Below are 24,969 nucleotides of genomic sequence, written 5' to 3'. Positions count from 1 at the left end.
GTCGACGATCTTCGCCAGCAGGGTAAGCGGTTGCCTCATCCCTTCACCGCCCCCGCGCTGAACCCGGTGATCAGCCACTTCTGGATGAAGGCGAACACGATCACCACCGGTACGGCCGCGACGATGCCGCCCGCGGCGAGGGCGCCCAGGTCGACGCTGTCCGCGCCCATCAGGGTGTTGAGGCCGACCGGGATGGTCTGCTTGCTCTGGTCGGAGAGGAACATCAGGGCGAAGAGGAAGTGGTTCCACGCGTGCACGAAGGCGAAGGAGCCGACGGCGATCAACCCCGGCCGCAGCAGCGGGAGGACGACGATACGGAACGCGGCGAAGCGGTTGCAGCCGTCGACCCAGGCGGCCTCCTCCAGGGACTGCGGGACGTTCCTGATGAAGCCGCTGATCAGGATCATCGACAGCGGCAGCTGGAAGACGGTCTCCGCGATGATGACGCTGCCGAGCGAGTTGATCATCTGGAGCTTGGCGAAGATCTGGAACAGCGGGACCAACAGCAGGGCGCCCGGCACGAATTGGGAGCAGAGCAGGGCCAGCATGAAGGCGCGCTTGATCCTGAACTCGAAGCGCGCGAGGGCGTAGCCGCCGGCCAGGGCGACGACCGTGGTGAGGACCAGGGTGGCCACACCGACGTAGACGCTGTTCTGGAAGTAGACGCCGAAGCCGCGTTCGGTCCACACCTTCTGGAAGTGGTCGAAGGTCATCGGCCAGGGCACCAGGGAGGTCGAGCCGGCCGGGCGGAACGCGAAGAGCAGGATCCAGTAGAAGGGGATCAGGGTGAAGACGAGGTAGATGCCCAGGGGGACGTAGATCTGCCAGCGCGGGACCTCGTCCCAGGCGCGGCGGACCTTGCGCGGCTGGTGCGGTGCGGCGGTCTCCCGCTCGCGGGCCGGGGCGATCTCGGTGATCACTTGTCGCCGCCTCCGAACTTGCTCAGGCGCAGATAGACGATCGAGAAGAACAGCAGGATCACGAACGCGACCGTGGTGAGGGCCGACGCGTAGCCGAAGTTGTGGGCCTCGACACTGGTGTTGGCGACGTAGAGCGGGAGCGTGGTCGTCTCGCCGGCCGGGCCGCCGCCGGTCAGGGTGTAGAGGAGGTCGACGTTGTTGAACTCCCATACCGCGCGCAGGAGGGTGGAGAGGACGATCGCGTCCTTGAGGTGCGGCAGCGTGATGTGCAGGAACTGCTGGAAGCGGCTCGCGCCGTCGACCTCGGCGGCCTCGTACAGGTCCTTCGACACGGACTGGAGGTCGGCGAGGATGAGGATCGCGAAGAACGGGACGCCTCGCCAGAGGTCCGCAACCACCGCTGCGGAGAAGACCGTTGAGGGGTCCGAGAGCCAACTCGTGCCGTACTGGCCGATGCCCATGTCCGCGAGGTAACGGGTCACGCCAGTCTGGGAGTTGTAGAGCAGGACCCAGATCGCGGAGGTCAGTACGCCCGAGACGGCCCACGGGGAGAACACCAGCGCGCGGCCGATGGACCGGCCCACGAAGGTCTGGTTGACGATCAGCGCGAGTGCGAGTCCGAAGAGCAGTTGGAGGCCTACCTCGACGATCACCCACTTGGCGCTGAAGGTCAACGTGTCCCAGAACTGGGGGTCGTTGGTGAAGGCGTGGGTGAAGTTGTCGAGGCCCGCGAAGCCGTTGCGCCACGGCTTGGTGGGGTTGTAGTTCTGCAGGCTGTAGTAGAAGACGCTGATCACCGGGTAGGCGATGAAGCCCAGCATGAGCAGCGCGGCCGGGGCGATCAGCAGGTACGGGAGCCTGCGCGGGGTCGCGGAGGCACGGCGCTGCCGGGGTGGCGCGGGCGGTTTCGCCACGGCTGCGGCTTGGGCCATGACTGTTCTCCGTTCCAGTGGGGCGGGTGGAGCAGGTGCGGTTCAGGTACGGGGGCGGTTCAGGTACGGGGGCGGTTCAGGTACAGGTGTGCGGTTCAGGTATAGGAAGCGCTTGCTCAACGGACATGCAAAGAGCGAGGGTGCTCAACCGGCGTACGGGTCCGGCACCTTGCCCGGCCGGGCCAGGAACTCGAAGTCGCAGCCGGTGTCCGCCTGGGTGATCTGGTCGTTGTAGAGCGCGCCGTAGCCGCGCTCGTACCGTGCGGGCGGCGGTGTCCACTCCGCCCTGCGTCGCGCCAACTCCTCGTCGTCCACGTTGAGTTGGAGGGTGCGCGCCTCGACGTCCAGGGTGATGGTGTCCCCGGTCCGGACGAGCGCCAGTGGTCCGCCGACGTACGACTCGGGCGCCACGTGCAGCACGCACGCGCCGTAACTCGTGCCGCTCATCCGGGCGTCGGAGATCCGGACCATGTCCCGGACGCCCTGCTTGAGCAGATGGTCGGGGAGCGGGAGCATGCCGTACTCGGGCATGCCCGGGCCGCCCTTGGGGCCCGCGTTGCGCAGCACCAGCACACTGTCGGCGGTGATGTCCAACTCCGGGTCGTTGATGGTGCGTTGCATGGTCCGGTAGTCGTCGAAGACGACCGCGGGGCCGGTGTGCTTGAGCAGGTGGGGTTCGGCGGCGATGTGCTTGATGACGGCGCCGTCCGGGCAGAGGTTGCCGCGCAGGACCGCGACCCCGCCCTCGTGCGCGACCGGGTTGCCGCGGGGTCGTATGACGTCGTCGTTGTGCACCCGCGCGCCGGCGAGCTGTTCGCGCAGGGTGTCGTGGGAGACGGTCGGGCGGTCGAGGTGGAGCAGGTCCGTGATCCGGGAGAGGAACCCGGGGAGGCCGCCGGCGAAGTGGAAGTCCTCCATCAAGTACGTCTGTCCGCCGGGCCGTACGTTCGCCAGGACCGGGACCGTGCGGGCGATGCGGTCGAAGTCGTCGAGCGTGAGGTGGACGCCGGCGCGGCCGGCCATGGCGATGAGGTGGATCACGGCGTTGGTGGAGCCGCCGAGGCCGAGGACGGTGGTGACCGCGTCCTCGAAGGCGTCCTGGGTGAGGATCGACGAGAGAACACGCCCCTTGTGGACTTGTTCAACAATCCTCATGCCGGATGACGCGGCCATCCTGTCGTGCCCCGAGTCCACCGCGGGAATGCTCGACGCCCCCGGCACGGTCACGCCCAGCGCCTCCGCCGCGGCCGTCAGCGTGGACGCCGTCCCCATGGTCATGCAGTGACCGGGCGAGCGCGCGAGGCCGCTCTCCAGTTCGGTCAGCTCGCAGTCGCCGATGAGGCCGGCGCGCTTGTCGTCCCAGTACTTCCACATGTCGGTGCCGGAGCCGAGGATCTCGTTGCGCCAGTGCCCCGGCAGCATCGGCCCGGCGGGCACGAAGACAGTGGGCAGGTCGACGCTCGCGGCACCCATGAGCAGCGCGGGGGTCGACTTGTCGCAGCCGCCCATGAGCACGGCTCCGTCGACCGGATAGGACCGCAGCAGTTCCTCGGTCTCCATCGCGAGGAGGTTGCGGTAGAGCATCGGGGTCGGCTTCTGGAAGGTCTCGCTGAGCGTGGAGACCGGGAATTCGAGGGGGAAGCCGCCGGCCTGCCACACGCCCCGCTTGACCGCCTGGGCGCGCTCACGGAGGTGCACATGACAGGGATTGATGTCCGACCAGGTGTTGAGGATCGCGATGACGGGCTTGCCGAGGTGTTCCTCGGGGAGGTAGCCGAGCTGACGGGTCCGGGCCCGGTGGCTGAAGGAGCGCAGCCCGTCGGTGCCGTACCACTGGTGGCTTCTGAGTTCCTCGGGACGCTTTCTGGTGACAGGGGCATTCATATGGACCATCCGGCGGCTATCGCGGCGACCTCGGCGCGCTCGCTCTCGGGCAGGGGCCTGCTGGGCGGGCGAACGTCACGGCGGCACTGGCCGAGGGACGCAAGCGCTTCCTTGACGATCGTGACGTTGTTCGCGGAGCCGTTCGCCGCACGGAGTTCCTCGAACCGGCGGATCTGCTCCCACACCTTCATCGCCCCCGGATAGTCTCCTGATCGAAGCGCTTCGATCATGTTCAGCGAGACGGACGGGGCGACGTTCACGAGCCCCGAGGTGAAGCCGGTGGCGCCCGCCGAGAAGTAGGAGGGCGCGTACGGTTCGGCAAGACCGGCGACCCACACGAAGCGTTCGAGCCCCGCGTCCCGGGCGAAGGCTGCGAAGCGGGCCGCGTCCGGGACGGCGTACTTGACGCCGATGACGTTCGGGCAGTCGTCGGCGAGTTCGGCGAGGCGGGCGCCGGGGAGCTGGGCGTTGCGGATGTACGGGACGACGCCGAGGTCGGGCACGGCCCCGGCGATGGCGCGGTGGTAGTCGACCCAGCCGTCCTGTGAGACGTAGGGGTGGACGGGCTGATGGACCATGACCATGTCCGCGCCCAACTCGCGGGCGTGCCGGGCGGATTGGACGGCGGTCGGCACGTCGTGACCGACACCGACGAGGACGATGGCCCGGTCCCCCGCCTCGTCGACGGTCAACTCCGTCACCAGTTGCCGCTCTTGAGGGGTCAGGGCGTAGAACTCACCGGTGTTCCCGTTGGGCGTGAGGATCCCGACCCCGCCGTCGAGCAGCCGGCGCAGCAGGGCCCGGTGGGTGTCCTGGTCGACGGTGCCGTCCTCGGCGAACGGGGTCACCGGGATCGCCACCACGTCGGCCAGGGCCGCCCGCCTGGTCTCGAACGCCGCTGTCATGCCTGACCGTCCTCTCCCTGGTCCCCGAACTCCGCGTCGGGGAAGGCCCGTCGCACGAACGACGCGATGTGGGCGTGCAGCGCGGTGGCCGCGCCGTCCGCGTCGCCGTCGAGGGCGAGCCGCAGGATCTCCCGGTGTTCGCCGGCCTCGCGTTCCCAGGAGGGCGAGGCGGCCCAGGCGACGGCGGAGACGAGGGCTGCCTGGTCGCGGACCTCGTCGAGCATCCGGCCGAGCAGCGGGTTGCCGCACGGCAGGTACAGGGCGCGGTGGAACTCCCGGTTGGCGAGGGAGCGTTCGGCGGTGTCCGTGGCCTCGTCGGCGCGGGTCAGCGCGTCGCGCGCGGCGTCCAGGGAGGCCTTGCGCCGTACGGCCCGCCGGAGCGCCTCGGGTTCGAGGAGCAGCCGTACGTCGTAGACCTCGCGCGCCATGTCCGCGTCCACCATGCGCACCGTGACGCCCTTGTACTGGTTCATCACGACGAGTCCGGTACCGGCCAGGGTCTTGAGCGCCTCGCGCACCGGGGTCTTGGACACCCCGAACCGTGCGGCGAGTTCGGTCTCGACCAGTGGCTGACCCGGCGTCAACTGTCCGGTGAGGATGCGGCGTTTGATCTCCTCCTGCACGTACTGCGTGCGGGAGGGGATCGGCGTGGGCACAGAGGTCATGCGCGCCTCTCGGATGTCACGTGGCTGCGGTCGCGTATCTGATCTCGCGTATCGCGTCTCATATATGACGTACGAAGTACGACGCGTTGAAGGTAGGAGCGGCCCTGTGTTTCGTCAATGCTTCTGACAAAGGAACGGGAAAGGACGTCACATGATCTTGGTGACGCCTTCGAGGGCGGCGGAGGTCCGGCCCGGGAAGATCGCGGCGGCGCGTTCCAGGGCCGATTCCCTGGTGAGGGTGGGTCCCACGTGGGTGATGAGGAGTTCGCGCGCGCCCTTCGCCCAGGCGCCCGCGTCCTCGGGCGTGAGATGCACCTGCCGTTCGCCTTCGCGATGCCGGTCGATGTCGGCCTCGCAGAGGAACACGTCGGCGCCGCCCGCGAGTTCGGCCAGTGCGTCGCAGGGGCCGCTGTCCCCGGAGTACCCGAGGACACTCCCCTGGCACTCGGCGCGCAGCCCGTACGCCTCGGTGTCGTGGACGACGGCGCGCGCGGTGAGCCGGAGGTTCCAGTGCCGGACGGAGTGGCCGTCGTAGAGCGGGCGGAAGTCGAAGACGCCGCTCAGGAACCGTACGTCCGGCTGCCCGAAGAAGCCCGCGAGCCGGCGGGCGCAGTCCTGCGGGGCGTAGAGCGGGATCGGTGCGGCCGGGGTCATCCCGCCGAAGGCGAACGCGTAGGCCGCCGCGAGGAGATCGGCGCTGTGGTCGGCGTGCAGATGCGAGATCCAGATCGCGGTGAGCCGCGCCGGATCCGTGTGCCGCTGCAATTCGGCGAACGTCCCGGTCCCCGCGTCCACCCACACCTCGGCGCCCCCACCGCGCAGCAGATACCCGGAGCAGGGTCGGCCGGGACGCGGATGCGGGGAGGCGGTGCCGAGGACGGTGAGACTGAGAGGCATGGTGGGGAAGAGTACGGTTCCGGGGGCCGGGACGCTCACATTTCGGGGCGTTCCCTGGCGCCCGGCCTCGGGATGTTCTACGGCTTCCAGCCCGGGTCCCGTCCGCTCAGGCCCACCGCCCGGTCCAGCAGCGGCGCGTCCACCGGTACCCGCACCACCGGGCCGAAGATCCCCCCGCCCCCGGTCGGGTCCTCGGCCGCCGCCAGCAGGAAGGTGTACGACGCCCGGAGCGCGGCCGGGTCGGGCTCGTAGGTCTGGCCGGTGGCGTGGGCCAGGTCCCAGCCGTGGATGACCAGTTCGTCGGCCACGACGGCCGCGGCGACCGCGGCGGGGAGGTCGATGCCGCCCGCGCGGGTCATGCCGGTCCAGGCGGCCGGGTCGCGCCAGGCCTCGGCGAGTCCGTCGAGGACCTTGGGGAAGTCCTCGCGCCAGCCGGGGCCGATGTCCGGGACGGCGGCGTCCGGTGCGGTGTCCGTCATGACGCCCAGGTCCTTGCGCGCGGCGTCGCGGAAGGCGACGGACAGGCCGAGCAGATGGCCCAGCATGTTGCGTACGGCGGTGCCGGGGCACGGGGTCACGTCCTTGAGCTGCTCGTCGGTGACGCCCTCCACGAGACGGGCGACGACACGGGTCTGCGGGCCGAGGTCGAAGATGCTGTCGGTCATGCGCTTCCCTTCGGGGGATCGGTCTCCTGTCGTGAGGTGGACCGACGGCGGACCCGAAACTCATCGCGCGCCTCCGCGACCCCGTATATGTAGGGCACCTGCCCGATGCCGTCTCCCCCGCCTTAGACCCACGATGACCAGGCATGACGACAAACTGGACGGTGACGCGCATCCTGCGGGACCGCGACGCGGGGCTGTATTTCACGGGCCTGGTGGTGTCCGCCTTCGGCACGTCCGCGCTCGGGCTCGCGGCCGGTGTGTGGGTGAAGGACCTCACCGGCTCGAACGGCCTCGCCGCGTTGTGCGTGTTCGCCGTCTGGGCGCCGACCCTGTGCGGCCCGGCCCTGGGCACGCTCGCCGACCGCGTCCGCCGCAAGCCGCTGCTGATCCGGACGAACCTCGGCCTGGCCGCCCTCCTCCTCACCCTCTTCGCCGTCCACTCCCGCGCCGACCTGTGGCTCCTGTTCACCGTCCTGTTCGTCTACGGCACCATTGCCGTCGTCCAGGACCCCGCCGAGTCGGCCCTCCTCGCCACCGTCGTCGACCGGGACCTCCTCGGCGACTTCAACGGGCTGCGGATGACGGCCGTGGAGGGCATGAAGCTGGTGGCACCGCTGACGGGCGCGGGCCTGTACGCGGCGTTCGGCGGGCCCGCGGTGGCCGCTCTGGACGCGGTCACGTTCGTGCTGGCGGCCTGCCTGTGGCTGTTCGTCCGCGCGCACGAGGAGCGGCCCGAGCGTCCCGCCGGCACCTGGCGGGCCCAAACCGCCGAAGGCGTACGCGAGTTGTGGCGGCACCCCCGGCTGCGCCCGCTGGTCCTGGCGGGCGGGGCCACGATGTTCCTCGCCTCCCTGAGCAGCAGCACGACCTACGCGATCGTCGACGCCCTGGGGCACGCCCCGGCCTACACCGGCGTGCTGTACGCGGCGCAGGGCGCCGGCTCGGTGGCGGTCGGACTGGTCTCCGGGCCCGCGCTACGACGGCTCGGCGCGCGCCGGTTCGGGGCGGCCGGGATCGCGCTCACGGCGGTCGCGGTGGCCGCGCGGGCGGTGCCGTCCGACCTCGTGGTCCTGGCCTGCAGCGCCGCGATCGGACTGGGGCTGCCGTGCGTACTGATCGCCGCGTTCACCGCTGTGCAGGGCGAGTTGCCGGGGCCGCTGCTCGGCCGGGCGACCGCCACCGCCAACACCCTGATCTTCACACCGAACGTGATCGGACTGGCGGCGGGGGCGGCACTGGTCGAACTGGCCGACTACCGGCTGCTGTTGGTCCTGATCGGCCTCGCGCTGCTCGCAACGGGCCTTTCGCTGGCGCTGCTCGGGACGAGAACGCCCCCGCCTCAGAGCCCGCCCAACGCCTCCCGCACCCCTGCCAGGTCCCCTTCCGACGCCAACCCCGCGTGATAGAGGCGCAGTTCGGTCGCCCCCAGCTCCCGCGCCCGCGCCGCGTCCGCCGCAAGCGCCCCCGGCCGTCCTCCCATCCCGGAGACCACCGTGAAGTTGGCGGCCAACACCGCCCCGTCCCGGCCCTGTTCGGCGAACGGGGTCAGCAGACCCGCGCCTGCCGTGCAGGGGACGACGACACCGTCGGCCACCGAGAGGATGTGCGCGGGGTCGACGCCGGCGTTGGCGCCGCAGTGGTACGACTCCGGGTCCGCGTGCAGCAGTACCTGGAAGCCGTCGGGTGCGGCGGCCCGGACCGCGGCCACCGCCGTCTCCTGGAGTGTGCGGGCCCTGTCGTCGCGCCAGGCGCGGGTGGCCGTCGCGTTCGCCTCGCCGAGGAGTTTCTCGACCCCCGCCCAGCCGCCGTCGGAGGGTGCCCCCTGCCACACCGGTTCCAGCGCGGTCCGTACGGCCGACGCCAACTCCTCGGCGTCGAGGCCCTGTTCACCGTAGCCCTCCCGGCAGACCGGGCAGAAGCAGAGAGCCATCAGGTACTGGCCGGCGTCTCCGAGCCCGATGCCGGCGGTCTTGTCGTGGGCGTGCAGGTGGGTGAGGCCGTACCAGCCGAGGGACTCCAGTTCGGTGCCGCGCGCGCCGGGGCGTACGGCCGCCTCGGCGGCGAGGTCGACGAGGTACGCGCGCGTGGCGGGCTGGGCGACGCAGGGTGCCCAGGGGTAGCGGTCGCCGTAGGCGTTGACCACCGAGGTGTCCGGATGTTCCGCGCCCAGGCGGGAGTTGTGGGCGAGCACGACCCAGGTGTGCACATCGAGGCCCGCGTCGGCGAGGGCGGTGGCTGCCTCGCCGTAGGCGTCGCCGGGCGCCCAGTCGCCGGCCGGGTAGGGCCTCAACTCCCGCCCCTGCCAACGGGAGTCCGGCGGATACAGCACGGCGGCGTGCTCGGCGGTGACGACGCGGTGGCGCGGGTGGCGGGGGGTCAGCGCGCGCGTGGAGTGGTACGCGGAGGCGAGGGTCGCCTGCTGGACGCCGAGCGCGGCGATCCTGCCGCCCGCCTCGGGGTCGCCGTTGATGTCCCAGGGGTAGACGAAAGCCGATGCCTTCACGCGTCCTCCTCGATCAATGTCCCGCTCAACGTATCGATCAACGCGTAGCCCCGCTCGATGAGTTGGGCGAGCTGTTTGACGTGGTCCTCGGCCGGTTCGGTCAGCGGCGGGCGCACCTCGCCGACGTCCAGTCCCCGCAGGCGCACCCCCGCCTTGACGAGCGAGACGGCGTAACCCCGGCCCAGGGCACGGAGTTCGACGAACGGCCGGTAGAAGCCGTCCAGGAGGCGGTTGGCCGTGGTGTCGTCGCCGGTCGCGAGTGCCCGGTGGAAGGCGAGCGCGATCTCGGGGGCGAAGCAGAACACGGCGGACGAGTAGAGGGTGATACCGATGCCCCGGTAGGCGAGCTGGGTCTGTTCGGCGGTCGGCAGTCCGTTGAAGTAGAGGAAGTCGCCGGGGACTTCGGTGCGTACGGTGCTCACGATCCGCTGCATCAGGTCGAGGTCGCCGAGTCCGTCCTTGAAGCCGATGATGCCCTCGGTGCGGGCGAGTCCGACGACCGTCGACGGGGTGAACACGGCGTTGTCGCGCTGGTAGACGATGACGGGCAGCGCGGTCGCCCCGGCCACCTCCCGGTAGTGCCGCAGCAGTCCCTCCTGCCCGGCGACCACCAGGTACGGCGGCATGGCGAGCAGCCCGTCCCCCCCGGCACTCTCCGCGAGCCGCGCGTACCGTACGGCGAGCGCGGTGCCGTAGCCGGCGCCCGCGACCACCGGCACCCGCCCGTCCGCCGCCTCCACGGCCGCCCGGACACACGCCTCGAACTCCTCGGGCAGCAGCGCGTGGAACTCCCCGGTGCCGCAGCACGCGAACACGGCGGCGGCACCCGCCTCGACGCCCCGGCTGACATGCGCGCGGTAGACGTCGAGATCGACGGAGCCGTCGGGGCCGTACGGAGTGACGGGGAAGAACAGCGGCCCGCTGGGGACAGAGAGCCGGTCGGCGAGAGGGGCTGGCGTCACGGGCTCTCCCTTGAACAAGCGCGTACGTTCTTCTGATCAATGTCTACATCTCTGAACAAGCTCACCCTAGGGAGCCGCCTCAGGATGGGTCAAGCGCGCGAATGAGCAACAGGGGAGCGGATTTCCCAGGTCCGCGCCACACTTGACGGGCGCGACGACAGATCCTTAACTGGTCCACGCATGTGAATACCATCCACACATGAGGCCAGCAACTCGCCGACCACTCAAGGAGACCCGAGGATGCCCGCTCCCCGCACCGTTCTGCTCACCGGCGCCGCAGGCGGGCTCGGCACCCTGATGCGGGACCTGCTGCCCTCCTACGGCTACGACCTGCGGCTGCTGGACATGCGCCCGGTCGAGGGCGAGCCGGACGCGATCACCGCGGACCTCTCCGACCGGGCGGCGCTCCGCGAGGCCGTGCGGGGCGTCGACGCGGTCATCCATCTCGCGGGCATCTCCCTGGAAGCCTCCTTCGACAAGGTCCTCAAGGCGAACATCGAGGGCACGTACAACCTCTACGAGGCCGCCCGCGAGGAAGGCGTCCCCCGTGTCGTCTTCGCCTCCTCCAACCACGCGGTGGGCTACACCCCGAGGCCTCAAGGCGACGACCCACTCGTCCCGGTCGACACCCCGCACCGCCCCGACACCTTCTACGGCCTGTCCAAGTCCTTCGGCGAGGACCTGGCGCAGCTCTACTGGGACAGGCACGGCCTGGAGACCGTCTCCGTGCGCATCGGCTCCTGCTTCCCCGAGCCCAGCAGCGTGCGCATGCTGTCGATCTGGATGAGCCCCGCCGACGGCGCCCGCCTCTTCCACGCGGCCCTGACCGCCGAGGACGTGGAGCACACCGTCGTCTACGGCTCCTCCGCCAACACCCGTCTGTGGTGGGACCTCTCGACCGCGCGGGCGCTCGGTTACGAGCCGCGGGACGACTCGGAGCCGTACGCCGAGAAGCTGATCGCCGAACACGGCGAGCTGGAGCCGGGCAAGGAGGCCCACGCCTATCTGGGCGGGCACTTCGTGAACGACCCGCCGATCTGGCCGTACTGACCGGAAAAGGAACTCCGGACAGGCGGGCGGGCACCGAACGGGCCCGCCCGTCGGCGTGTTCGGGCACGGACACTGCCCGATCCCACGCCCCGGTGGACAGCCGCGCAGGTCCGCGACGGGCACCGCGTGCGGCAAACGGTCACACACGGGCAGCATCGGGCGTGCAACAGGCCTGGTCAGTGCCGCACGTCGGCTGTAGAACTTCCCCCAGGGTCCCACCGGGCCCGAACGGGCAGTACTCCAGGTGAGCGGGGAAGGCGGTGTCGGCCATGGGCGCGAGTTCGGCGGAAGAACGTCAGCGGGAGATCGTGCGGGCCGCCCGCCGCACCGGCTCGGTCGATGTCACCGCGCTCGCCGCCGAGCTGGGCGTGGCCAAGGAGACCGTACGGCGCGATCTGCGCGCCCTGGAGGACCACGGGCTGGTCCGCAGGACCCATGGCGGCGCCTACCCCGTGGAGAGCGCCGGTTTCGAGACGACGCTCGCCTTCCGCGCCACGAGTCATGTCCCGGAGAAGCGCCGGATCGCGGTCGCGGCGGCCGAGCTGCTCGGGGACGCCGAGACGGTCTTCGTCGACGAGGGCTTCACCCCCCAGCTCATCGCCGAGGCGCTGCCCAGGGACCGGCCGCTGACCGTGGTGACCGCCTCCCTGCCGGTCGCGGGCGTGCTGGCCGAGTCCGAGAACACCTCGGTGCTGCTGCTCGGCGGCCGGGTCCGGCACGGCACGCTCGCGACCGTGGACCACTGGACGACGAAGATGCTCGCCGGCTTCGTCATCGACCTCGCCTTCATCGGCGCCAACGGCATCTCCCGCGAACACGGCCTGACCACCCCCGACCCCGCGGTCAGCGAGGTCAAGGCACAGGCCGTCCGCGCCTCCCGGCGCACCGTGTTCGCGGGCGTGCACACCAAGTTCGGGGCGGTCAGTTTCTGCCGGTTCGCCGAGATCGGCGCCCTGGAGACGATCGTCACGAGCACGCTGCTCCCGTCGGCCGAAGCCCACCGGTACTCCTTGCTGGGGCCACAGGTCATCCGCGTCTAGCACGCCGTTTGGAATTCCAACTGAGTCTCTACGTAGGGCGCGACCATGCCCGGCCCGCGCTTTTTCTCCCCATATGTGCAGGAGCGATCCATGCGAACCCAGAGCCGACGACGGCCGCCGCGAGCCACGCTCGCCCTGGCCGCCGTAGGGACGCTGCTCGCCCCGCTGCTCTCCGGCTGCTGGGTCGGAGCGGGCGGCGCCGGATCCGGCGGCAACTCGATCAACGTCCTCATGGTCAACAACCCCCAGATGACCGAACTCCAGAAACTGGCCCCGCACTTCACCGAGGAGACCGGCATCAAGGTCAACTTCACGGTGCTGCCCGAGAACGACGTCCGCGACAAGATCAGCCAGGACTTCGCCAACCAGGCCGGCCAGTACGACGTGGCGACCCTCTCGAACTACGAGATCCCGATCTACGCCCGCAACGGCTGGCTGCACGAGATGGACTCGTACGTCGCGAAGGACCCGGCATACGACGAGCAGGACATCCTCAAACCGATGCGGCAGTCCCTGACCGCCGACGACGGCAAGCTCTACGGGCAGCCGTTCTACGGCGAGTCGTCCTTCCTGATGTACCGCAAGGACATCTTCGCCGAGAAGGGCCTCACGATGCCCGCGCACCCGACCTGGACCCAGGTGGCCGACCTGGCCGCCCAGGTCGACGGCGCGAAGTCGGGCATGAAGGGCATCTGCCTGCGCGGGCTGCCCGGTTGGGGCGAGGTGATGGCGCCCCTGACGACCGTCGTGAACACCTTCGGCGGCACCTGGTTCGACAAGAACTGGAAGGCGCGGCTCGACTCCCCCGCGTTCAAGAAGGCGACACAGTTCTATGTCGACCTGGTCCGCAAGCACGGCGAGTCCGGCGCGGCCCAGTCCGGTTTCGCCGAGTGCCTCAACAACATGACCCAGGGCAAGGTCGCCATGTGGTACGACGCCACCTCGGCGGCCGGATCGCTGGAGGCGAAGGGCTCCCCGGTCAAGGGCAAGCTCGGCTACGTCCCCGCGCCCGTCGAGAAGACCGCGTCCTCCGGCTGGCTCTACACCTGGGCCTGGGGCATCCAGAAGGCGTCCCACAACTCCGACAAGGCCTGGAAGTTCGTGTCCTGGGCGTCCAGCAAGCAGTACGAGCAGCTGGTCGGCGACACGGACGGCTGGTCCAACGTGCCGGCCGGCAAGCGCGCCTCGACGTACACGAACCCCGACTACGTCAAGGAGGCCGCCGCCTTCCAGGAGATGACGAAGGCGGCCATCGAGGGCGCCAGGCCCACCGACCCGGGTGTGCAGCCGCGCCCCGCGCCCGGCATCCAGTTCGTCGACATCCCCGAGTTCACCGACCTCGGCACGAAGGTCTCCCAGGAGATCAGTTCGGCCATCGCCGGACGTCAGTCCGTCGACTCGGCCCTGAAGAAGTCCCAGAAACTCGCCGAGAAGATCTCCAAGGAGTACGAGGGACGATGACCGCCACGACAACGGCCCGTCTGGCCGCCACTCCGACCCGCACCGCGCGTCAGCCCTCGGACAGGCTGCGCGCCTGGGCCACCCGCGCCCCGCTGCTCCCCGCCCTGATCTTCATGATCGTCGTGACCCAACTCCCGTTCGTGGCCACGCTGGTGATCTCGTTCTTCGACTGGAACGCCCTCTATCCGAAGGCCCGTCACTTCACCGGTTTCGACAACTACCAGCAGGTCCTCAGCGACGCCGACCTGCGCCACTCAGTGTGGACGACCGTCCTGCTCACCGTGGCGGTGGTGCTGGCCAGCCTGGTCTTCGGCCTACTCCTCGCACTGCTGCTGGACCGGAAGTTCCGCGGCCGGGGCTTCGTCCGCACCCTGCTGATCGCGCCGTTCCTGGTGGTGCCGGTGGCCGCGGCCCTGCTCTGGAAGCATGTGCTCTACAACCCTGAATACGGCCTGTTCAATGGGCTGTTGCACTATGTGGGCGGCCCACAGCCGGACTGGATCTCCACCAACCCGCTGCTCGCGGTCGAGGCCTCCCTGGTGTGGCAGTGGACGCCGTTCATGATGCTGATCCTGCTGGCCGGGCTGCAGAGCCGCGACCACCAGCAGACCGAGGCCGCGAAGGTGGACGGCGCCAGCGACTGGCAGGTCTTCCGCTATCTGACGCTCCCGCATCTGCGCCGCTATCTCGAACTCGGCGCCCTGCTGGGCTCGATCTACATCGTCCAGAACTTCGACGCGGTCTTCACGATCACGTCCGGCGGCCTGGGCACCGCCAACCTGCCCTACACCGTCTACCAGAGCTTCTACCAGGCCCACGAGAACGGCCTCGCCTCGGCGGCCGGCGTCCTGGTCGTCATCGGCTCCATCATCATCGCGACCTTCGCCCTGCGCGTCGTGTCGTCCCTGTTCCGAGAGGAGGCGTCCCGCGCATGAGCAGCATCGCCGTACGCGTGCGTGCCCGCCGCAAAGGAGCGGGCCTGGGCCTGGTGGCCTGGGTGCTGGGCATCCTGTTCTTCCTGCCCATCGCCTGGATGGCGCTGACGTCCTTCCACTCCGAGCCCGACGCGGCCACCAACCCGCCGTCCTTCGGGGCCGCCCTCACCCTGGACGGCTACCGGGAGTTCTTCGGCACCGGCGGCGGCGCGAGCCCCTGGCCCGCGCTGGTCAACTCCCTTGTCGCGTCCGTGGCTTCGACGCTCTTCGTGCTGCTGCTGGCGTTCCCGGCGGCCTACGCGCTGTCGATCCGCCCGGTGAAGAAGTGGACCGACGTCCTGTTCTTCTTCCTGTCCACGAAGATGCTCCCCGTGGTGGCTGGCCTGCTGCCGATCTACCTGTTCGCGAAGAACGCCGGGATGCTCGACAACATCTGGCTCCTGGTCATCCTCTACACCTCGATGAACCTGCCGATCGCGGTGTGGATGATGCAGTCCTTCCTCTCCGAGGTCCCGGTCGCCGTCATCGAGGCGGCACAGATCGACGGCGCCCGGCTGCCGACCATCCTCGCGCGCGTGGTGGCCCCGATCTCCCTCCCAGGTATCGCGGCAACCGCCTTGATCTGCTTCATCTTCAGCTGGAACGAGCTGCTGTTCGCCCGCGTGCTCACCGGCGTGGTGGCGGAGACCGCGCCCGTCTTCCTGACCGGGTTCATCACCAGCCAGGGCCTGTTCCTGGCGAAGGTGTGCGCCGCGTCGCTCGTGATCTCCCTGCCGGTGCTCGCCGCGGGGTTCGCCGCCCAGGACAAACTGGTCCAGGGCCTCTCCTTGGGAGCCGTCAAATGAAGGCCGCCGTCATCGAGTCCGTGGGCCGCGCCGTCGTCACCGAGGTCCCGGACCCGACGCCGGGCCCCCGCGAGGTCGTCGTCGAGGTCGCCGCCTGCGGCCTCTGCGGCACCGATCTGCACATCCTCCAGGGCGAGTTCGCCCCCAAGCTGCCGATCGTGCCGGGCCACGAGTTCGCGGGCGAGATCGTCGCGGTCGGCACCCAGGTCACCGAGGTCTCGGTCGGCGACCAGGTGGCCGTGGACCCGTCCCTCTACTGCTACGAGTGCCGGCAGTGCCGCAACGGCCACAACAACCTCTGCGAACGCTGGGCCGCGATCGGCGTCACCACGGCGGGCGGCGCGGCCCAGTACGCCCTCGCCCCGGTGGCGAACTGCGTGAGGCTCCCCGAGCACGTACGCACCCAGGACGCGGCCCTCGTCGAACCGCTCTCCTGCGCGGTGCGCGGCTACGACGTCCTCAAGTCCCGTCTCGGCGCGCATGTCCTGATCTACGGCTCCGGGACCATGGGCCTGATGATGCTGGAGCTGGCCAAGCGCACCGGCGCGGCGAGCGTCGACATCGTGGACCTGAACCCGGCCCGCCTGGAGACCGCCCGCACGCTCGGTGTCTCCGGGTCGGCGGCGAACGCGGACGAGCTGGACCGGCCGCGGGGCTGGGACCTCGTCGTCGACGCGACCGGCAACGCGGCGGCGATCCAGGACGGCCTGGACCGGGTGGCGAAGGCGGGCACGTTCCTCCAGTTCGGGGTGGCGGACTACGCGACCCGGGTGTCGATCGACCCGTACCGTATCTACAACCAGGAGATCACCATCACCGGCTCCATGGCGGTGCTGCACAGCTTCGAGCGCGCGGCGGAGCTGTTCGCGAACGGGGTCCTCGACCCGGGGATCTTCATCAGCGACCGGATCGAGCTGGAGCGGTATCCGGAGGCGCTGGAGCAGTTCGCGGCCGGGGTGGGCCGGAAGATCGTCGTGGTCCCTTAGACGTCATCCGCTTGTCGATCACGGGGCTGGTCCGGCCGAACAGAGTTCCTGATCGGGTGATCGCGTGAGGCCGAGGCAGGACAGCAGGGCAGCAGGGCAGCAGGGCTTCTTGGCAGTTCATCGAGTGCCAGGAGGGCCTGTCTGCGCGCCGGGCAGGCCACCGCGAAGGAGGTCGCGGGCCGGGCTCGCGCGCACGGGGTCATCGAGAACACCGTCCGCCGGATCGAGGACGTCACCTTCGGCGGGGGGCGCCGGTCTGGTCCGCCGTCACGGCCCGTCGCCGTGAGCGGCTTGCGCGGTCCGGCCCGCAGACAGGCCCTCCACCGGGCGGGTGGGTCGGCATCGCCGGCGGATGACGTGCTTGCGCCCAGTCGGTCCGACGCCCGGCCCGAAGCGGTCCCCGCTCTCCGCGGAATCCGGTGAGTGATCACATCGGACGCCCGCGCCGCGACGCCCCGAGGATCTCCTGTGTGCCGTCGCGCTCCCCGCGGATAGGGTGGACGGTGATCGACGGGGACGGGCTGGCGAGGGCGGCGGACGGCGTGGGCGGTGCCGAGGAGAGCGGGAACACGGGCACCGGGCGCCCGACGTCACGGGACGTCGCCCGGCTCGCCGGTGTGTCGCACACCGCGGTGTCCTTCGTGTTCAACGGCCGGGCCGAGGGCAATCTCTCCCCCGCCACCCAGGAACGCATCCGGCAGGCCGCGACCCGGCTGGGCTACCGGCCCGACCCGGTGGCCCGCGGTCTGCGCCGTCGCCGTACGGCCGTGATCGGGCTGGTCACCGATGAGATCGCGTCCTCGCCGTTCGCCGGCCGGCTGCTGCGCGGCGCCATGGAGACCGCCTGGGACAGGGACCATCTCGTCCTCACCGTGGACTCCGGCGGTGACCCGGTCAAGGAGGACGCGGCCGTCGCGGAACTGCTCGACCGGCGTGTGGACGGCATCATCTACGCGGCCATGTCACTGCGCCGGGTCCGCGTCCCCGAGGGCCTGCACCGCACCCATTCCGTGCTGGCCAACTGCCTGCCCGAGGACGGCTCCCTGCCCGCCGTGGTCCCCGCCGAGCGCGCCGGTGGCCGTACCGCGGCCAGGCTGCTGCTCGGTGCGGGCCACCGCCGGCTCGCCGTGATCGGCGGTCTGGACGACATCGCCTCGGTGGAACGTACCCGTGGTTTCCGGGAGGTGCTGCGCGCCGAGGGCGTCACCGTGCCGAAGGAGTGGATCGTGCGCGGCGGCGGGGAGATCTCCGCGGGATACGCGGGGGCGCTGCGCCTGCTCGACGGGGTCGGGCCGGACCGTCGCCCCACTGGCGTCCTGTGCTACAACGACCGGGTCGCGGCAGGTGTCCTGCACGCCGCGACCCGGCTCGGGATCGATGTGCCCGCCGATCTGTCGGTGGTCGGCTACGACGACCAGGAGCACATGGCCGCGTTCCTCACCCCGCCGCTCACCTCGGTCGCGCTGCCGCACCGGGCGATGGGCGAGGCGGCGGCCCGGCTGCTCCTGGACGCCATCGAAGCAGGCCGTACGCCACCCGCGACCGTCCGGCGCCTGGCCTGCCCGGTGGTCAGCCGCGACTCGGTGGGTCCGGCACCGACCCGGTGATCCGGACGCCGGGCCCGCGCGTGACCTACCCCGTGGTCAGCCGCGCCTCCCTGAGCTCAGCGCCCATCCGGTGACCTGAGCACCCGGCCCGTGCGTGGTCAGTCGTGCCTTCGCGGGCGCGGCCCCCATCCGGTGCCCCGGGCGCCCGGCCCGCGGTGGCCTGCGCTCCGGTCAGCCGCGCCTCCGTAGGTCCGGCCGCCCACCCCGCGACCTGGGCACCCGGCCCGCGCATGCCCTGGCCCGTGGTCAGTCGTGCCTCCCAGGGTCCGGCGCCCACCCCGTGACCCGGGCGCCCGGCCCGTCGACGACCAGCTCGGGGATGTCGCCGGGGCGCCGGTAGACGCGTTCGGTGACCATGGCCCGGTCCGCGACGAAGAGTTCGAGGAGCGAGCCGTCGACGAGCAGCCGGAGCGCGAGTTCCGGCCCCTTCGGCACGTGCACGGTGATCGGGGCGGAGCCTTCCCTGCCGGTCCGGGGCCAGGCGCTGCGGTCGAGGACGACGGTCCCCGAGGCGGGGTCCGCCCGGACGGTCAACTCCCGGCCCGCCGCGTCCCGGAGCAGGCTCACCGTGGTCGGTCCGCAGGCGGTGACCGTCAGGTCGTAGGCGCGGGGAAGCGGAACCCGGCCCGGCGTGGTGACGAACGGCTCCGCCGGGCGCAGGAGGTCGAGTTCCGGGGCCGGACTCACCCGCAGTGAACCGTCGGGGTGGACGTCGACGACCCGGGGTGCCGTGAGTACGCCTGCCCACCCGGCCCGGTCCACCTCCTCCTGCGGGCGGGCCTCCCACGACCAGCCCCACAGCAGTGCGCGGTCCGGCTCCTGGAGCACGGCGGGGGCGTAGAAGTCCCGCCCCTGGTCGAGCCGGCCGCCGGCGCGCGGAACGAACCTCAACTCGCCCAGGCGGTAAGCTTCCAGACGACCCGTCAAGTATCCGGTGGAGCAGGGGTCTCCGTCCCACAGGGACACCAGGAGCACGTACTCGCCGCCCGCCGTCCGGTACAGGTGCGGGCACTCCCAGCCCACCGACTTGTCGCCGAACACACCCGCGGCCACCGGGTCCTTGCCGTCCAGCAGCACACCGGCGAACCGCCAGTCGGTCAGGTCGTCGCAGTCGTAGAGCAGGACCGACGGTGTGCCGTCGGCGTGCCCGGCGCCGACGAGGGCCCAGCGCCGGTCCGCGTGGCGGAAGACGAACGGGTCGCGGAACATCACCACGTCCAGGCCGGGCGGCGGCCCCGCCACCACCGGCGTCGGCAGCGGCTTCCACTCGGTCAGCCGCTCGTCGTCGGAGTCCGCCGCCCGCGCCAGGCAGATGGTGCCGAGTCCGGTGTGGGCACGGTCAACTCCCGTGTATACGGCGGTCGGTGTGCCGGCGTCGTCGGTCACGCAGCCCGACCAGCAGCCGGCCTCGTCGGGGCCGCCGGGCGTCGGGGTGAGCGCGATCGGATGGTGCTCCCAGTGCACGAGGTCGGCGCTGGAGGCATGCCCCCAGTGGACGTTCGCGTGCACCGGTGCGTCGGGGTTGTGCTGGTAGAAGAGGTGGTGGCGGTCCCGCCAACGGAACGGCCCATTGGGGTCGTTGATCCAGCCGGCGGGCGGACGGACCCTGAAACGCGGCGCGTTGGGGTCATGGCTCAACGGTTGACTCCTGCCGAGGTGATGCCCTCACGCAGCGGGCGCTGGCCGACGACGAACACGGCGAGGGCGGGGAACATGGAGAGGACGACACCGGCGAGGACGACGGAGATCGAGCCGGTGCCGAGGTTGCCCTGGAGGGAGACCAGGCCCAGTGGAAGCGTGTAGTTCTGGCTGGAGGTCTCCAGGATCAGCGGGCGGAAGAACTCGTTCCAGTGGTAGTTGAAGGCCAGTACGCCGACGATCGCCAGGCCGGGCGCGGCCAGCGGCGCGTACACCGAGCGGAAGATCCGCCAGGGCCCCGCGCCGTCCAGCATGGCCGCCTCGCCCAGGTCCTTCGGCATACCGAGGAAGTACTGGCGCATCAGGAAGGTGCCGAAGGCCGTCGGGAAGGCCGGGACGATCAGGCCGAGGAGCGTGTCGGTGAGGCCCATCGACTTCAGCACCAGGAACACCGGCACGATGGTGACCTGCAAGGGCACCATCATGGTCGCCAGGACCAGGCCGAAGAGCGGCCTCTTGAAACGGAACTCCATGCGCGCGAAGGCGTATCCGGCCAGGCCCGCCGTGATCATCTGACCGACGGCGACCAGCGCCGTCACCAGCGTGGAGTTCAGGGCGAGCAGCCACACGTCGATCTGATCGAAGACCCCGCGGTAGGCGGCGGTCGTCGGGTGCGTCGGGATGATCTGCGGGGGCAGGTCGAAGGACTGGGCCGGCGTGCGCAGCGAGGTGGAGACGGTCCAGACGACCGGGCCCAGCGTCAGCAGGGCGCACACGGTCAGTGCGGCGATCCGGGCCCAGGGGGTGAGTGAATAACGTAGGCGGCTGAGGGTCGGGGTTGCTTTCAGGGTCGGGGTTGCTTGGCTCATAGCGCTCATGCGGCTCACCGGCTCACTGGTAGTGGACGAAACGCCGGCTGAGCCGGAACTGGAGGGCGGTGACCGCCATGATCAGCGCGAAGAGCAGCACGCCCACCGCGGACGCCTCGCCGAAGTCGAGCTGCTCGAAGGCCCGTTCGTAGATCACCATCACCACGGTGCGGGTGGCGTCGCCGGGGCCGCCGTCGGTGAGGACGTAGGGCTGTTCGAAGACCTGGAGGGCGTTGATGATGCCGACCACCGACGCGACGAGCAGCGTCGGCGACAGCAGCGGCAGCGTGACGCCGAGGTGCTTGCGCAGGCCGGTCGCGCCGTCGAGGGCGGCGGCCTCGTGGATCTCCTTGGGGATGTTGTTCAGACCGCCGACGAACAGCAGGAACGAGAAGCCGAACTGCTGCCAGACGTAGACCAGGATCACCGTGGCCATCGCCGCGTGCTCCGAGGTCAGCCAGGGCACGGGCGCGACGCCGACCAGGCCGATCAGCCAGTTCACCACCCCGAAGTCCTGGTTGAACAGGTACTTCATCACCACCGAGATGGACGCGGCGGACAGCACCAGCGGGAAGAAGAAGGCCGAACGGAACAGCGACCGCAGCCATCCCGGCATCCGCCCGTTCAGCGCGAGCGCCAGCGACAGCGCGATCAGCAGTTGCAGCGCGACCGCGAGGACCATGAAGACGAGCGTGTTGCGGAAGGAGACCAGGACGGTCGAATCCGTGAAGGTCGTACGGTAGTTGGCGCCGCCGGCGAAACGGGGCGGGTCGATCACGTTCCAGTGGAACAGGCTCAGCACGATCGACCCGATGATCGGCACGACCGTGAAGACGACGATGCCGACGACCGTGGGCGCCAGGAACAGCGTGGCCAGCAGCCGGGCACCGCGGTCGCGGACGGACGGCCGTACGGTGACGGCGGGTGGCGTGGTGGGCCGCGAACGCACGTCCTGTACTTGGCTGTTCGGGACCTCGGTGTTCGTCATATCTCACGCTCCATGGCCTGCTCCAGGTCGCCCTGCATCCGGCGCAGCGCGGGACCCACCGCACGCGGCGAGGCCAGCGCGGTGCCGGTGTACTTGAGCAGGACGTCGGTCACCTCGGCGACCTGCGGCGGCGCGGGGATCGGGCCGGTGTCGGGAAACCTGTCGAGGGTGTCGTAGAAGACCCGCCAGTGCGCCGGGCCGCTCTCGGCGTAGCGGGCGGCGTTCAGCATCGAACGCCGGGCCGGGGTGGTCTGGTTGCTCCGGAACAGCCGGGTCATCGTGTCCTTGCGGGCCGCGTACTTGATGAACTCCCAGGCGGCTTCCTGCTTCTTCGAGGTGCGCAGCAGCGCGTAGCCCGCCGCGCCGAACTGGTGGCGCTGGGTACGCCAGCGGGGGAAGTACTGCACGTCGTAGCCGTCGGCCCGCATGCCGGCCTGCTGCAGGCCGCCCGCCCAGAAGCCGCCCGCCGGTGTGACACCGACGCGGCCCGTGGAGAACACGCCGACCAGATTGCTGCCGTTGCCGCCCTCGGGCCGGGTGCACAGGTTCTCCTGGACGAGGGAGGCGAGATAGTCGTACGCCTCCTCGACCCGGTCGGCGGTGGCCTGCGGGGTGCTCCAGCGGAAGCCTCCGCCGCGCCCCTGGCGGTCGGCGGCCGGGTAGAAGGTGTCCCACAGCCAGGAGCCGCCGGGTGCCTTCGACTCCTTCAGCAGGTTCGTGCCGTTCGCGAAGAGCCAGGGCACGACGCCGCCCCACAGCCGGTTGGTCCAGAAGTACGGCGTGAAGTGCGCGCCGCCGGTGCGTTTCATCTCCCGCAGCAGCGCGGTGAAGTCGTCGCGGCTCCAGTCGGCCGCCGGGAAACCCGCGCCCGCCCGCTTCAGCACCTGCTTGTTGAGGTAGATGTCGGCGGCGTTGAACTCCATCGGCAGCTGGTAGAGGTTCCCCTCGTACATCATCGACTCCACCAGCGAGGGGTGGACGTCGGCGAAGTACTCACGCAGTTCCGACGCGTCCCGCCGTACCCAGCGGTCCAGGGCCACGCCGAGCTTCCGGGCGAACAACTGCACGCCCTCGGTGGCCACATACACCAGGTCGGGGGCGGTGCCCGCGGCGATCTGGGTGAGGATCTTCGCGAAGAAGTCCGACCAGTCGACGGCCTGCACCGCGTTCACCCGCAGCGGGATGTCGGGGTGGAGCCGGTGGAAGCCCTTGGTGAGGGCGTCGATGGTGGCCGGGTCGAAGGCGGCGCCGAGGGTGGCGACGACGAGGGAGCCGTCGTCACGGCCGGGGATGTCGGCTCCGGTGAGCCGGTCCCAGCTCGCGGCGGTCGCGGCCAGAGCGGCTGCTCCGGCCCCGTACGCGCCGTACCGCAGCAGCGTGCGGCGGGGGAGGTGCGAGTCAGTCATCAACGGGCCTAACTCGTGTTAGTTCAGGGGTGATGCCCCAGATGATGGAAACCGGGCGGCAGACCTGTCAAGGGTCGGGAACGCTTGACCTTTAACGAGTTAGGTCTACAGTCCTCGTTCGCAGGAGCCGCTTTTCACGCCCTCTGCTCTGCTCTACTCCGTGAGCCGCCACGAGAGGAACGATGCGTCATGCCCGGAACATCGGGGATTTCCAGGAGATCACTGTTCGCGGGATCCGCGGCGGGCACCGCCGCCGCGCTGCTGCCCGCCGGAACGGCCACAGCCGCCCCGAAGCCCAGGCCCAAGCCCGGGGCGACGGCCAAGAGCGCGGCCAACTCCGCGGTAAGCGGGGCGAGTTACCGCGCCGCTTACCACTTCACGGTTCCCGACCAGTGGAAGAACGACCCGCAGCGACCCGTCTGGATCGACGGCGAGTACCACTACTACTACCTCTACAACGCCGACTACTTCACCGGTGTCGTCGGCACCGCGTGGCGCCTGGCCACCACCAAGGACCTGGTCTCCTTCACCGACCGCGGGGTCGCCGTACCCAAGGACACCACGCCCAACGGCGATCTCTGGTCGGGTTCGGCGGTGGTCGACACCGGCAACACGGCCGGATTCGGCGCGGGCGCGGTCGTCGTCATCGTCACCATGTCGCCCGGCGGCGGCACCGACGACCAGGAGCAGTTCCTGTACTACTCGACCGACGGCGGTCTCACCTTCACCAACTACGGGACCGCCCCCGTCCTGCCCAACCCCGGCGTCGCCGACTTCCGCGACCCCAAGGTGATCCGCGACGAGGACCGGGGCCGCTGGGTGATGGCCCTCGCCGAGAACGACAAGATCGGTTTCTACCACTCCGACGACCTCAAGTCCTGGACGTACGTGAACGGTTTCGTCCACGACGGCATCGGCGTCCTGGAGTGCCCCGACCTGTTCCGCGTCACCGCCGGCGACGGCACCGTGAAATGGGTGCTCGGCGCGAGCGCCAACGGGAAGAGCTCGGGGCTGCCCAACACGTACGCCTACTGGACGGGTTCCTTCGACGGCAGCGCGTTCACCGCCGACGCGAGCGACCCGCAGTGGCTCGACCACGGCTGGGACTGGTACGGCGCCGTCACCTTCGAGAAGCGGGACGCGAGCGGCGCGGTGGACGCGTCCGCCCGGTACGCGATCGGCTGGGTGAACGACTGGGACTACGCCGACACCACCCCCACCATCGACTGCGACGGCTTCAACGGCACCGACTCCGTCGTCCGCGAGATCACCCTGAAGAAGGCGTCCGACAGCACCTACTACCTCGCCTCCCGGCCCGTCGCCGGTCTCGACGCGTATGTCTCCCGCACGGTGAACCTGGGCGACGTGACCGTGGACGGTACGAAGGTGCTCGACTACACCGGTATCTCCTACGAGGTGACGACCGAGATCACGTGGTCCCAACTGACCGGCGCCGGCCTTCAGTTGAGGCGCTCACCCAGCGGCGGCCGGCACATCGACGCCGGGATCTACGCCGACTACGCCTTCCTCAACCGACGCAACACCGTGAACGCCGACACGTCCGGCAAATGGCAGGAGAGCCACACCCCGTTCGACCCGTCCGCCGGCACGGTGAAGCTGCGCATCCTGGTGGACCGCACGTCGGTGGAGATGTTCGTCGACGACGGCCGCTATGTGCACACCAGCCAGGTGTTCCCGTACCTGCTGGACACCCGGCTCGCGCTGTTCACCATCGGCGGCAGCGCGGTGTTCCGCAACACGGTGATACGTGAGTTCTCGGTCTGAGGCCGGCCGGCGGCACGGGTGCACGC

At 70.3% G+C, this 24,969-nt stretch carries 22 protein-coding genes; 9 read left to right on the top strand and 13 right to left on the bottom strand.

Translation table 11 applies throughout. From position 1 onward, the window contains the following. Nucleotides 1–35: 35 nt before the first annotated feature. The 7 genes from ACIQBL_RS26950 to ACIQBL_RS26920 form a co-directional block, all read right to left on the bottom strand. The gene (locus ACIQBL_RS26950; protein WP_401945579.1) at nt 36–920 is read right to left on the bottom strand and encodes a carbohydrate ABC transporter permease; all 885 of its coding nucleotides are present in this window, start codon (nt 918–920) and stop codon (nt 36–38) included. After that, nucleotides 917–1,852 carry a carbohydrate ABC transporter permease gene (locus ACIQBL_RS26945; RefSeq protein WP_401945577.1) on the bottom strand — a complete coding sequence of 312 codons (936 nt, stop codon included), beginning with the start codon at nt 1,850–1,852 and terminating at the stop codon, nt 917–919. The genes ACIQBL_RS26950 and ACIQBL_RS26945 overlap by 4 nt, the downstream gene beginning before the upstream one ends. A 144-nt stretch (nt 1,853–1,996) precedes the next feature. Beyond that, a complete protein-coding gene (araD, locus tag ACIQBL_RS26940) occupies nt 1,997–3,736 on the bottom strand; it encodes an L-arabinonate dehydratase (RefSeq protein ID WP_401945576.1) in 1,740 nt (579 codons plus the stop codon). Then, nucleotides 3,733–4,641, bottom strand: coding sequence for a dihydrodipicolinate synthase family protein (locus tag ACIQBL_RS26935; protein WP_401945574.1), 909 nt, complete (start codon nt 4,639–4,641; stop codon nt 3,733–3,735). Before ACIQBL_RS26935 ends, araD begins: the two co-directional genes overlap by 4 nt. Continuing rightward, on the bottom strand, nt 4,638–5,306 hold the full coding sequence (locus ACIQBL_RS26930; protein ID WP_401945573.1) for a GntR family transcriptional regulator: 669 nt from the start codon (nt 5,304–5,306) through the stop codon (nt 4,638–4,640). Before ACIQBL_RS26930 ends, ACIQBL_RS26935 begins: the two co-directional genes overlap by 4 nt. A 147-nt stretch (nt 5,307–5,453) precedes the next feature. Beyond that, entirely contained in the window at nt 5,454–6,203 is a 750-nt protein-coding gene (locus ACIQBL_RS26925; protein WP_401945572.1) for an MBL fold metallo-hydrolase, read from the bottom strand. 77 nt (nt 6,204–6,280) lie between these two features. Then, nucleotides 6,281–6,868: a TIGR03086 family metal-binding protein gene (locus ACIQBL_RS26920; protein WP_401945570.1), complete on the bottom strand. Its 588-nt coding sequence runs from the start codon at nt 6,866–6,868 to the stop codon at nt 6,281–6,283. Between the two features lie 143 nt (nt 6,869–7,011). On the opposite strand from ACIQBL_RS26920, the gene ACIQBL_RS26915 reads away from it, so the two are divergent. Beyond that, entirely contained in the window at nt 7,012–8,271 is a 1,260-nt protein-coding gene (locus ACIQBL_RS26915) for an MFS transporter (RefSeq protein ID WP_401945568.1), read from the top strand. Here the strand turns inward: ACIQBL_RS26915 and ACIQBL_RS26910 are convergent. Continuing rightward, nucleotides 8,208–9,371, bottom strand: a complete 1,164-nt coding sequence (locus tag ACIQBL_RS26910; protein ID WP_401945567.1) for a hypothetical protein — start codon at nt 9,369–9,371, stop codon at nt 8,208–8,210. The two genes, ACIQBL_RS26915 and ACIQBL_RS26910, sit on opposite strands and share 64 nt — an antisense overlap. Further along, nucleotides 9,368–10,333: a 5-dehydro-4-deoxyglucarate dehydratase gene (locus tag ACIQBL_RS26905; protein ID WP_401945565.1), complete on the bottom strand. Its 966-nt coding sequence runs from the start codon at nt 10,331–10,333 to the stop codon at nt 9,368–9,370. Before ACIQBL_RS26905 ends, ACIQBL_RS26910 begins: the two co-directional genes overlap by 4 nt. Nucleotides 10,334–10,573: 240 nt before the next feature. On the opposite strand from ACIQBL_RS26905, the gene ACIQBL_RS26900 reads away from it, so the two are divergent. From ACIQBL_RS26900 to ACIQBL_RS26870, 7 genes are all read left to right on the top strand, one after another. Further along, nucleotides 10,574–11,383, top strand: coding sequence for an NAD-dependent epimerase/dehydratase family protein (locus ACIQBL_RS26900; RefSeq protein WP_401945564.1), 810 nt, complete (start codon nt 10,574–10,576; stop codon nt 11,381–11,383). A gap of 269 nt (nt 11,384–11,652) precedes the next feature. Continuing rightward, on the top strand, nt 11,653–12,423 hold the full coding sequence (locus ACIQBL_RS26895) for a DeoR/GlpR family DNA-binding transcription regulator (RefSeq protein ID WP_401945562.1): 771 nt from the start codon (nt 11,653–11,655) through the stop codon (nt 12,421–12,423). Nucleotides 12,424–12,513: 90 nt separating this feature from the next. Further along, complete coding sequence (locus tag ACIQBL_RS26890; protein ID WP_401945560.1) at nt 12,514–13,884, top strand: ABC transporter substrate-binding protein; 1,371 nt, start codon at nt 12,514–12,516, stop codon at nt 13,882–13,884. Continuing rightward, nucleotides 13,881–14,819, top strand: coding sequence for a carbohydrate ABC transporter permease (locus ACIQBL_RS26885; protein WP_401945559.1), 939 nt, complete (start codon nt 13,881–13,883; stop codon nt 14,817–14,819). Before ACIQBL_RS26890 ends, ACIQBL_RS26885 begins: the two co-directional genes overlap by 4 nt. Beyond that, on the top strand, nt 14,816–15,664 hold the full coding sequence (locus tag ACIQBL_RS26880) for a carbohydrate ABC transporter permease (protein WP_401945558.1): 849 nt from the start codon (nt 14,816–14,818) through the stop codon (nt 15,662–15,664). Before ACIQBL_RS26885 ends, ACIQBL_RS26880 begins: the two co-directional genes overlap by 4 nt. Then, on the top strand, nt 15,661–16,650 hold the full coding sequence (locus ACIQBL_RS26875) for a zinc-dependent alcohol dehydrogenase family protein (RefSeq protein ID WP_401945557.1): 990 nt from the start codon (nt 15,661–15,663) through the stop codon (nt 16,648–16,650). The genes ACIQBL_RS26880 and ACIQBL_RS26875 overlap by 4 nt, the downstream gene beginning before the upstream one ends. A gap of 542 nt (nt 16,651–17,192) precedes the next feature. Then, on the top strand, nt 17,193–18,257 hold the full coding sequence (locus ACIQBL_RS26870; protein ID WP_401945801.1) for a LacI family DNA-binding transcriptional regulator: 1,065 nt from the start codon (nt 17,193–17,195) through the stop codon (nt 18,255–18,257). A 246-nt stretch (nt 18,258–18,503) separates the two neighbouring features. Here the strand turns inward: ACIQBL_RS26870 and ACIQBL_RS26865 are convergent, their stop codons facing one another. From ACIQBL_RS26865 to ACIQBL_RS26850, 4 genes are read right to left on the bottom strand one after another with little or no spacing between them, the layout of a single operon-like run. Then, nucleotides 18,504–19,895, bottom strand: coding sequence for a glycoside hydrolase family 32 protein (locus ACIQBL_RS26865; protein WP_401945555.1), 1,392 nt, complete (start codon nt 19,893–19,895; stop codon nt 18,504–18,506). After that, nucleotides 19,892–20,764, bottom strand: a complete 873-nt coding sequence (locus ACIQBL_RS26860; protein ID WP_401945554.1) for a carbohydrate ABC transporter permease — start codon at nt 20,762–20,764, stop codon at nt 19,892–19,894. Before ACIQBL_RS26860 ends, ACIQBL_RS26865 begins: the two co-directional genes overlap by 4 nt. Before the next feature lie 22 nt (nt 20,765–20,786). Beyond that, nucleotides 20,787–21,752 carry a carbohydrate ABC transporter permease gene (locus tag ACIQBL_RS26855; protein ID WP_401945552.1) on the bottom strand — a complete coding sequence of 322 codons (966 nt, stop codon included), beginning with the start codon at nt 21,750–21,752 and terminating at the stop codon, nt 20,787–20,789. Beyond that, on the bottom strand, nt 21,749–23,158 hold the full coding sequence (locus ACIQBL_RS26850; protein WP_401945550.1) for an extracellular solute-binding protein: 1,410 nt from the start codon (nt 23,156–23,158) through the stop codon (nt 21,749–21,751). The genes ACIQBL_RS26855 and ACIQBL_RS26850 overlap by 4 nt, the downstream gene beginning before the upstream one ends. 189 nt (nt 23,159–23,347) lie before the next feature. Here ACIQBL_RS26850 and ACIQBL_RS26845 point away from each other — a divergent pair, with 189 nt between their 5' ends. Next, the gene (locus ACIQBL_RS26845) at nt 23,348–24,943 is read left to right on the top strand and encodes a glycoside hydrolase family 32 protein (protein ID WP_401945548.1); all 1,596 of its coding nucleotides are present in this window, start codon (nt 23,348–23,350) and stop codon (nt 24,941–24,943) included. Nucleotides 24,944–24,969: the final 26 nt, after the last annotated feature.

Source organism: Streptomyces sp. NPDC088350 (assembly GCF_044753545.1).
In the GTDB taxonomy this organism is placed as follows: domain Bacteria; phylum Actinomycetota; class Actinomycetes; order Streptomycetales; family Streptomycetaceae; genus Streptomyces.
The sequence above is the reverse complement of the archived record's forward strand: the minus strand, read 5'-3'. Positions and strand labels throughout refer to the sequence as shown.

What these genes read in the sequence shown, in the direction of transcription:
- ACIQBL_RS26945 (WP_401945577.1), bottom strand. Translation starts at nt 1,852, where the DNA reads ATGGCCCAAGCCGCAGCCGTGGCGAAACCGCCCGCGCCACCCCGGCAG.
- araD (WP_401945576.1), bottom strand. Translation starts at nt 3,736, where the DNA reads ATGAATGCCCCTGTCACCAGAAAGCGTCCCGAGGAACTCAGAAGCCAC.
- ACIQBL_RS26935 (WP_401945574.1), bottom strand. Translation starts at nt 4,641, where the DNA reads ATGACAGCGGCGTTCGAGACCAGGCGGGCGGCCCTGGCCGACGTGGTG.
- ACIQBL_RS26930 (WP_401945573.1), bottom strand. Translation starts at nt 5,306, where the DNA reads ATGACCTCTGTGCCCACGCCGATCCCCTCCCGCACGCAGTACGTGCAG.
- ACIQBL_RS26925 (WP_401945572.1), bottom strand. Translation starts at nt 6,203, where the DNA reads ATGCCTCTCAGTCTCACCGTCCTCGGCACCGCCTCCCCGCATCCGCGT.
- ACIQBL_RS26920 (WP_401945570.1), bottom strand. Translation starts at nt 6,868, where the DNA reads ATGACCGACAGCATCTTCGACCTCGGCCCGCAGACCCGTGTCGTCGCC.
- ACIQBL_RS26915 (WP_401945568.1), top strand. Translation starts at nt 7,012, where the DNA reads ATGACGACAAACTGGACGGTGACGCGCATCCTGCGGGACCGCGACGCG.
- ACIQBL_RS26900 (WP_401945564.1), top strand. Translation starts at nt 10,574, where the DNA reads ATGCCCGCTCCCCGCACCGTTCTGCTCACCGGCGCCGCAGGCGGGCTC.
- ACIQBL_RS26895 (WP_401945562.1), top strand. Translation starts at nt 11,653, where the DNA reads ATGGGCGCGAGTTCGGCGGAAGAACGTCAGCGGGAGATCGTGCGGGCC.
- ACIQBL_RS26890 (WP_401945560.1), top strand. Translation starts at nt 12,514, where the DNA reads ATGCGAACCCAGAGCCGACGACGGCCGCCGCGAGCCACGCTCGCCCTG.
- ACIQBL_RS26885 (WP_401945559.1), top strand. Translation starts at nt 13,881, where the DNA reads ATGACCGCCACGACAACGGCCCGTCTGGCCGCCACTCCGACCCGCACC.
- ACIQBL_RS26880 (WP_401945558.1), top strand. Translation starts at nt 14,816, where the DNA reads ATGAGCAGCATCGCCGTACGCGTGCGTGCCCGCCGCAAAGGAGCGGGC.
- ACIQBL_RS26875 (WP_401945557.1), top strand. Translation starts at nt 15,661, where the DNA reads ATGAAGGCCGCCGTCATCGAGTCCGTGGGCCGCGCCGTCGTCACCGAG.
- ACIQBL_RS26860 (WP_401945554.1), bottom strand. Translation starts at nt 20,764, where the DNA reads ATGAGCCAAGCAACCCCGACCCTGAAAGCAACCCCGACCCTCAGCCGC.
- ACIQBL_RS26855 (WP_401945552.1), bottom strand. Translation starts at nt 21,752, where the DNA reads ATGACGAACACCGAGGTCCCGAACAGCCAAGTACAGGACGTGCGTTCG.
- ACIQBL_RS26850 (WP_401945550.1), bottom strand. Translation starts at nt 23,158, where the DNA reads ATGACTGACTCGCACCTCCCCCGCCGCACGCTGCTGCGGTACGGCGCG.
- ACIQBL_RS26845 (WP_401945548.1), top strand. Translation starts at nt 23,348, where the DNA reads ATGCCCGGAACATCGGGGATTTCCAGGAGATCACTGTTCGCGGGATCC.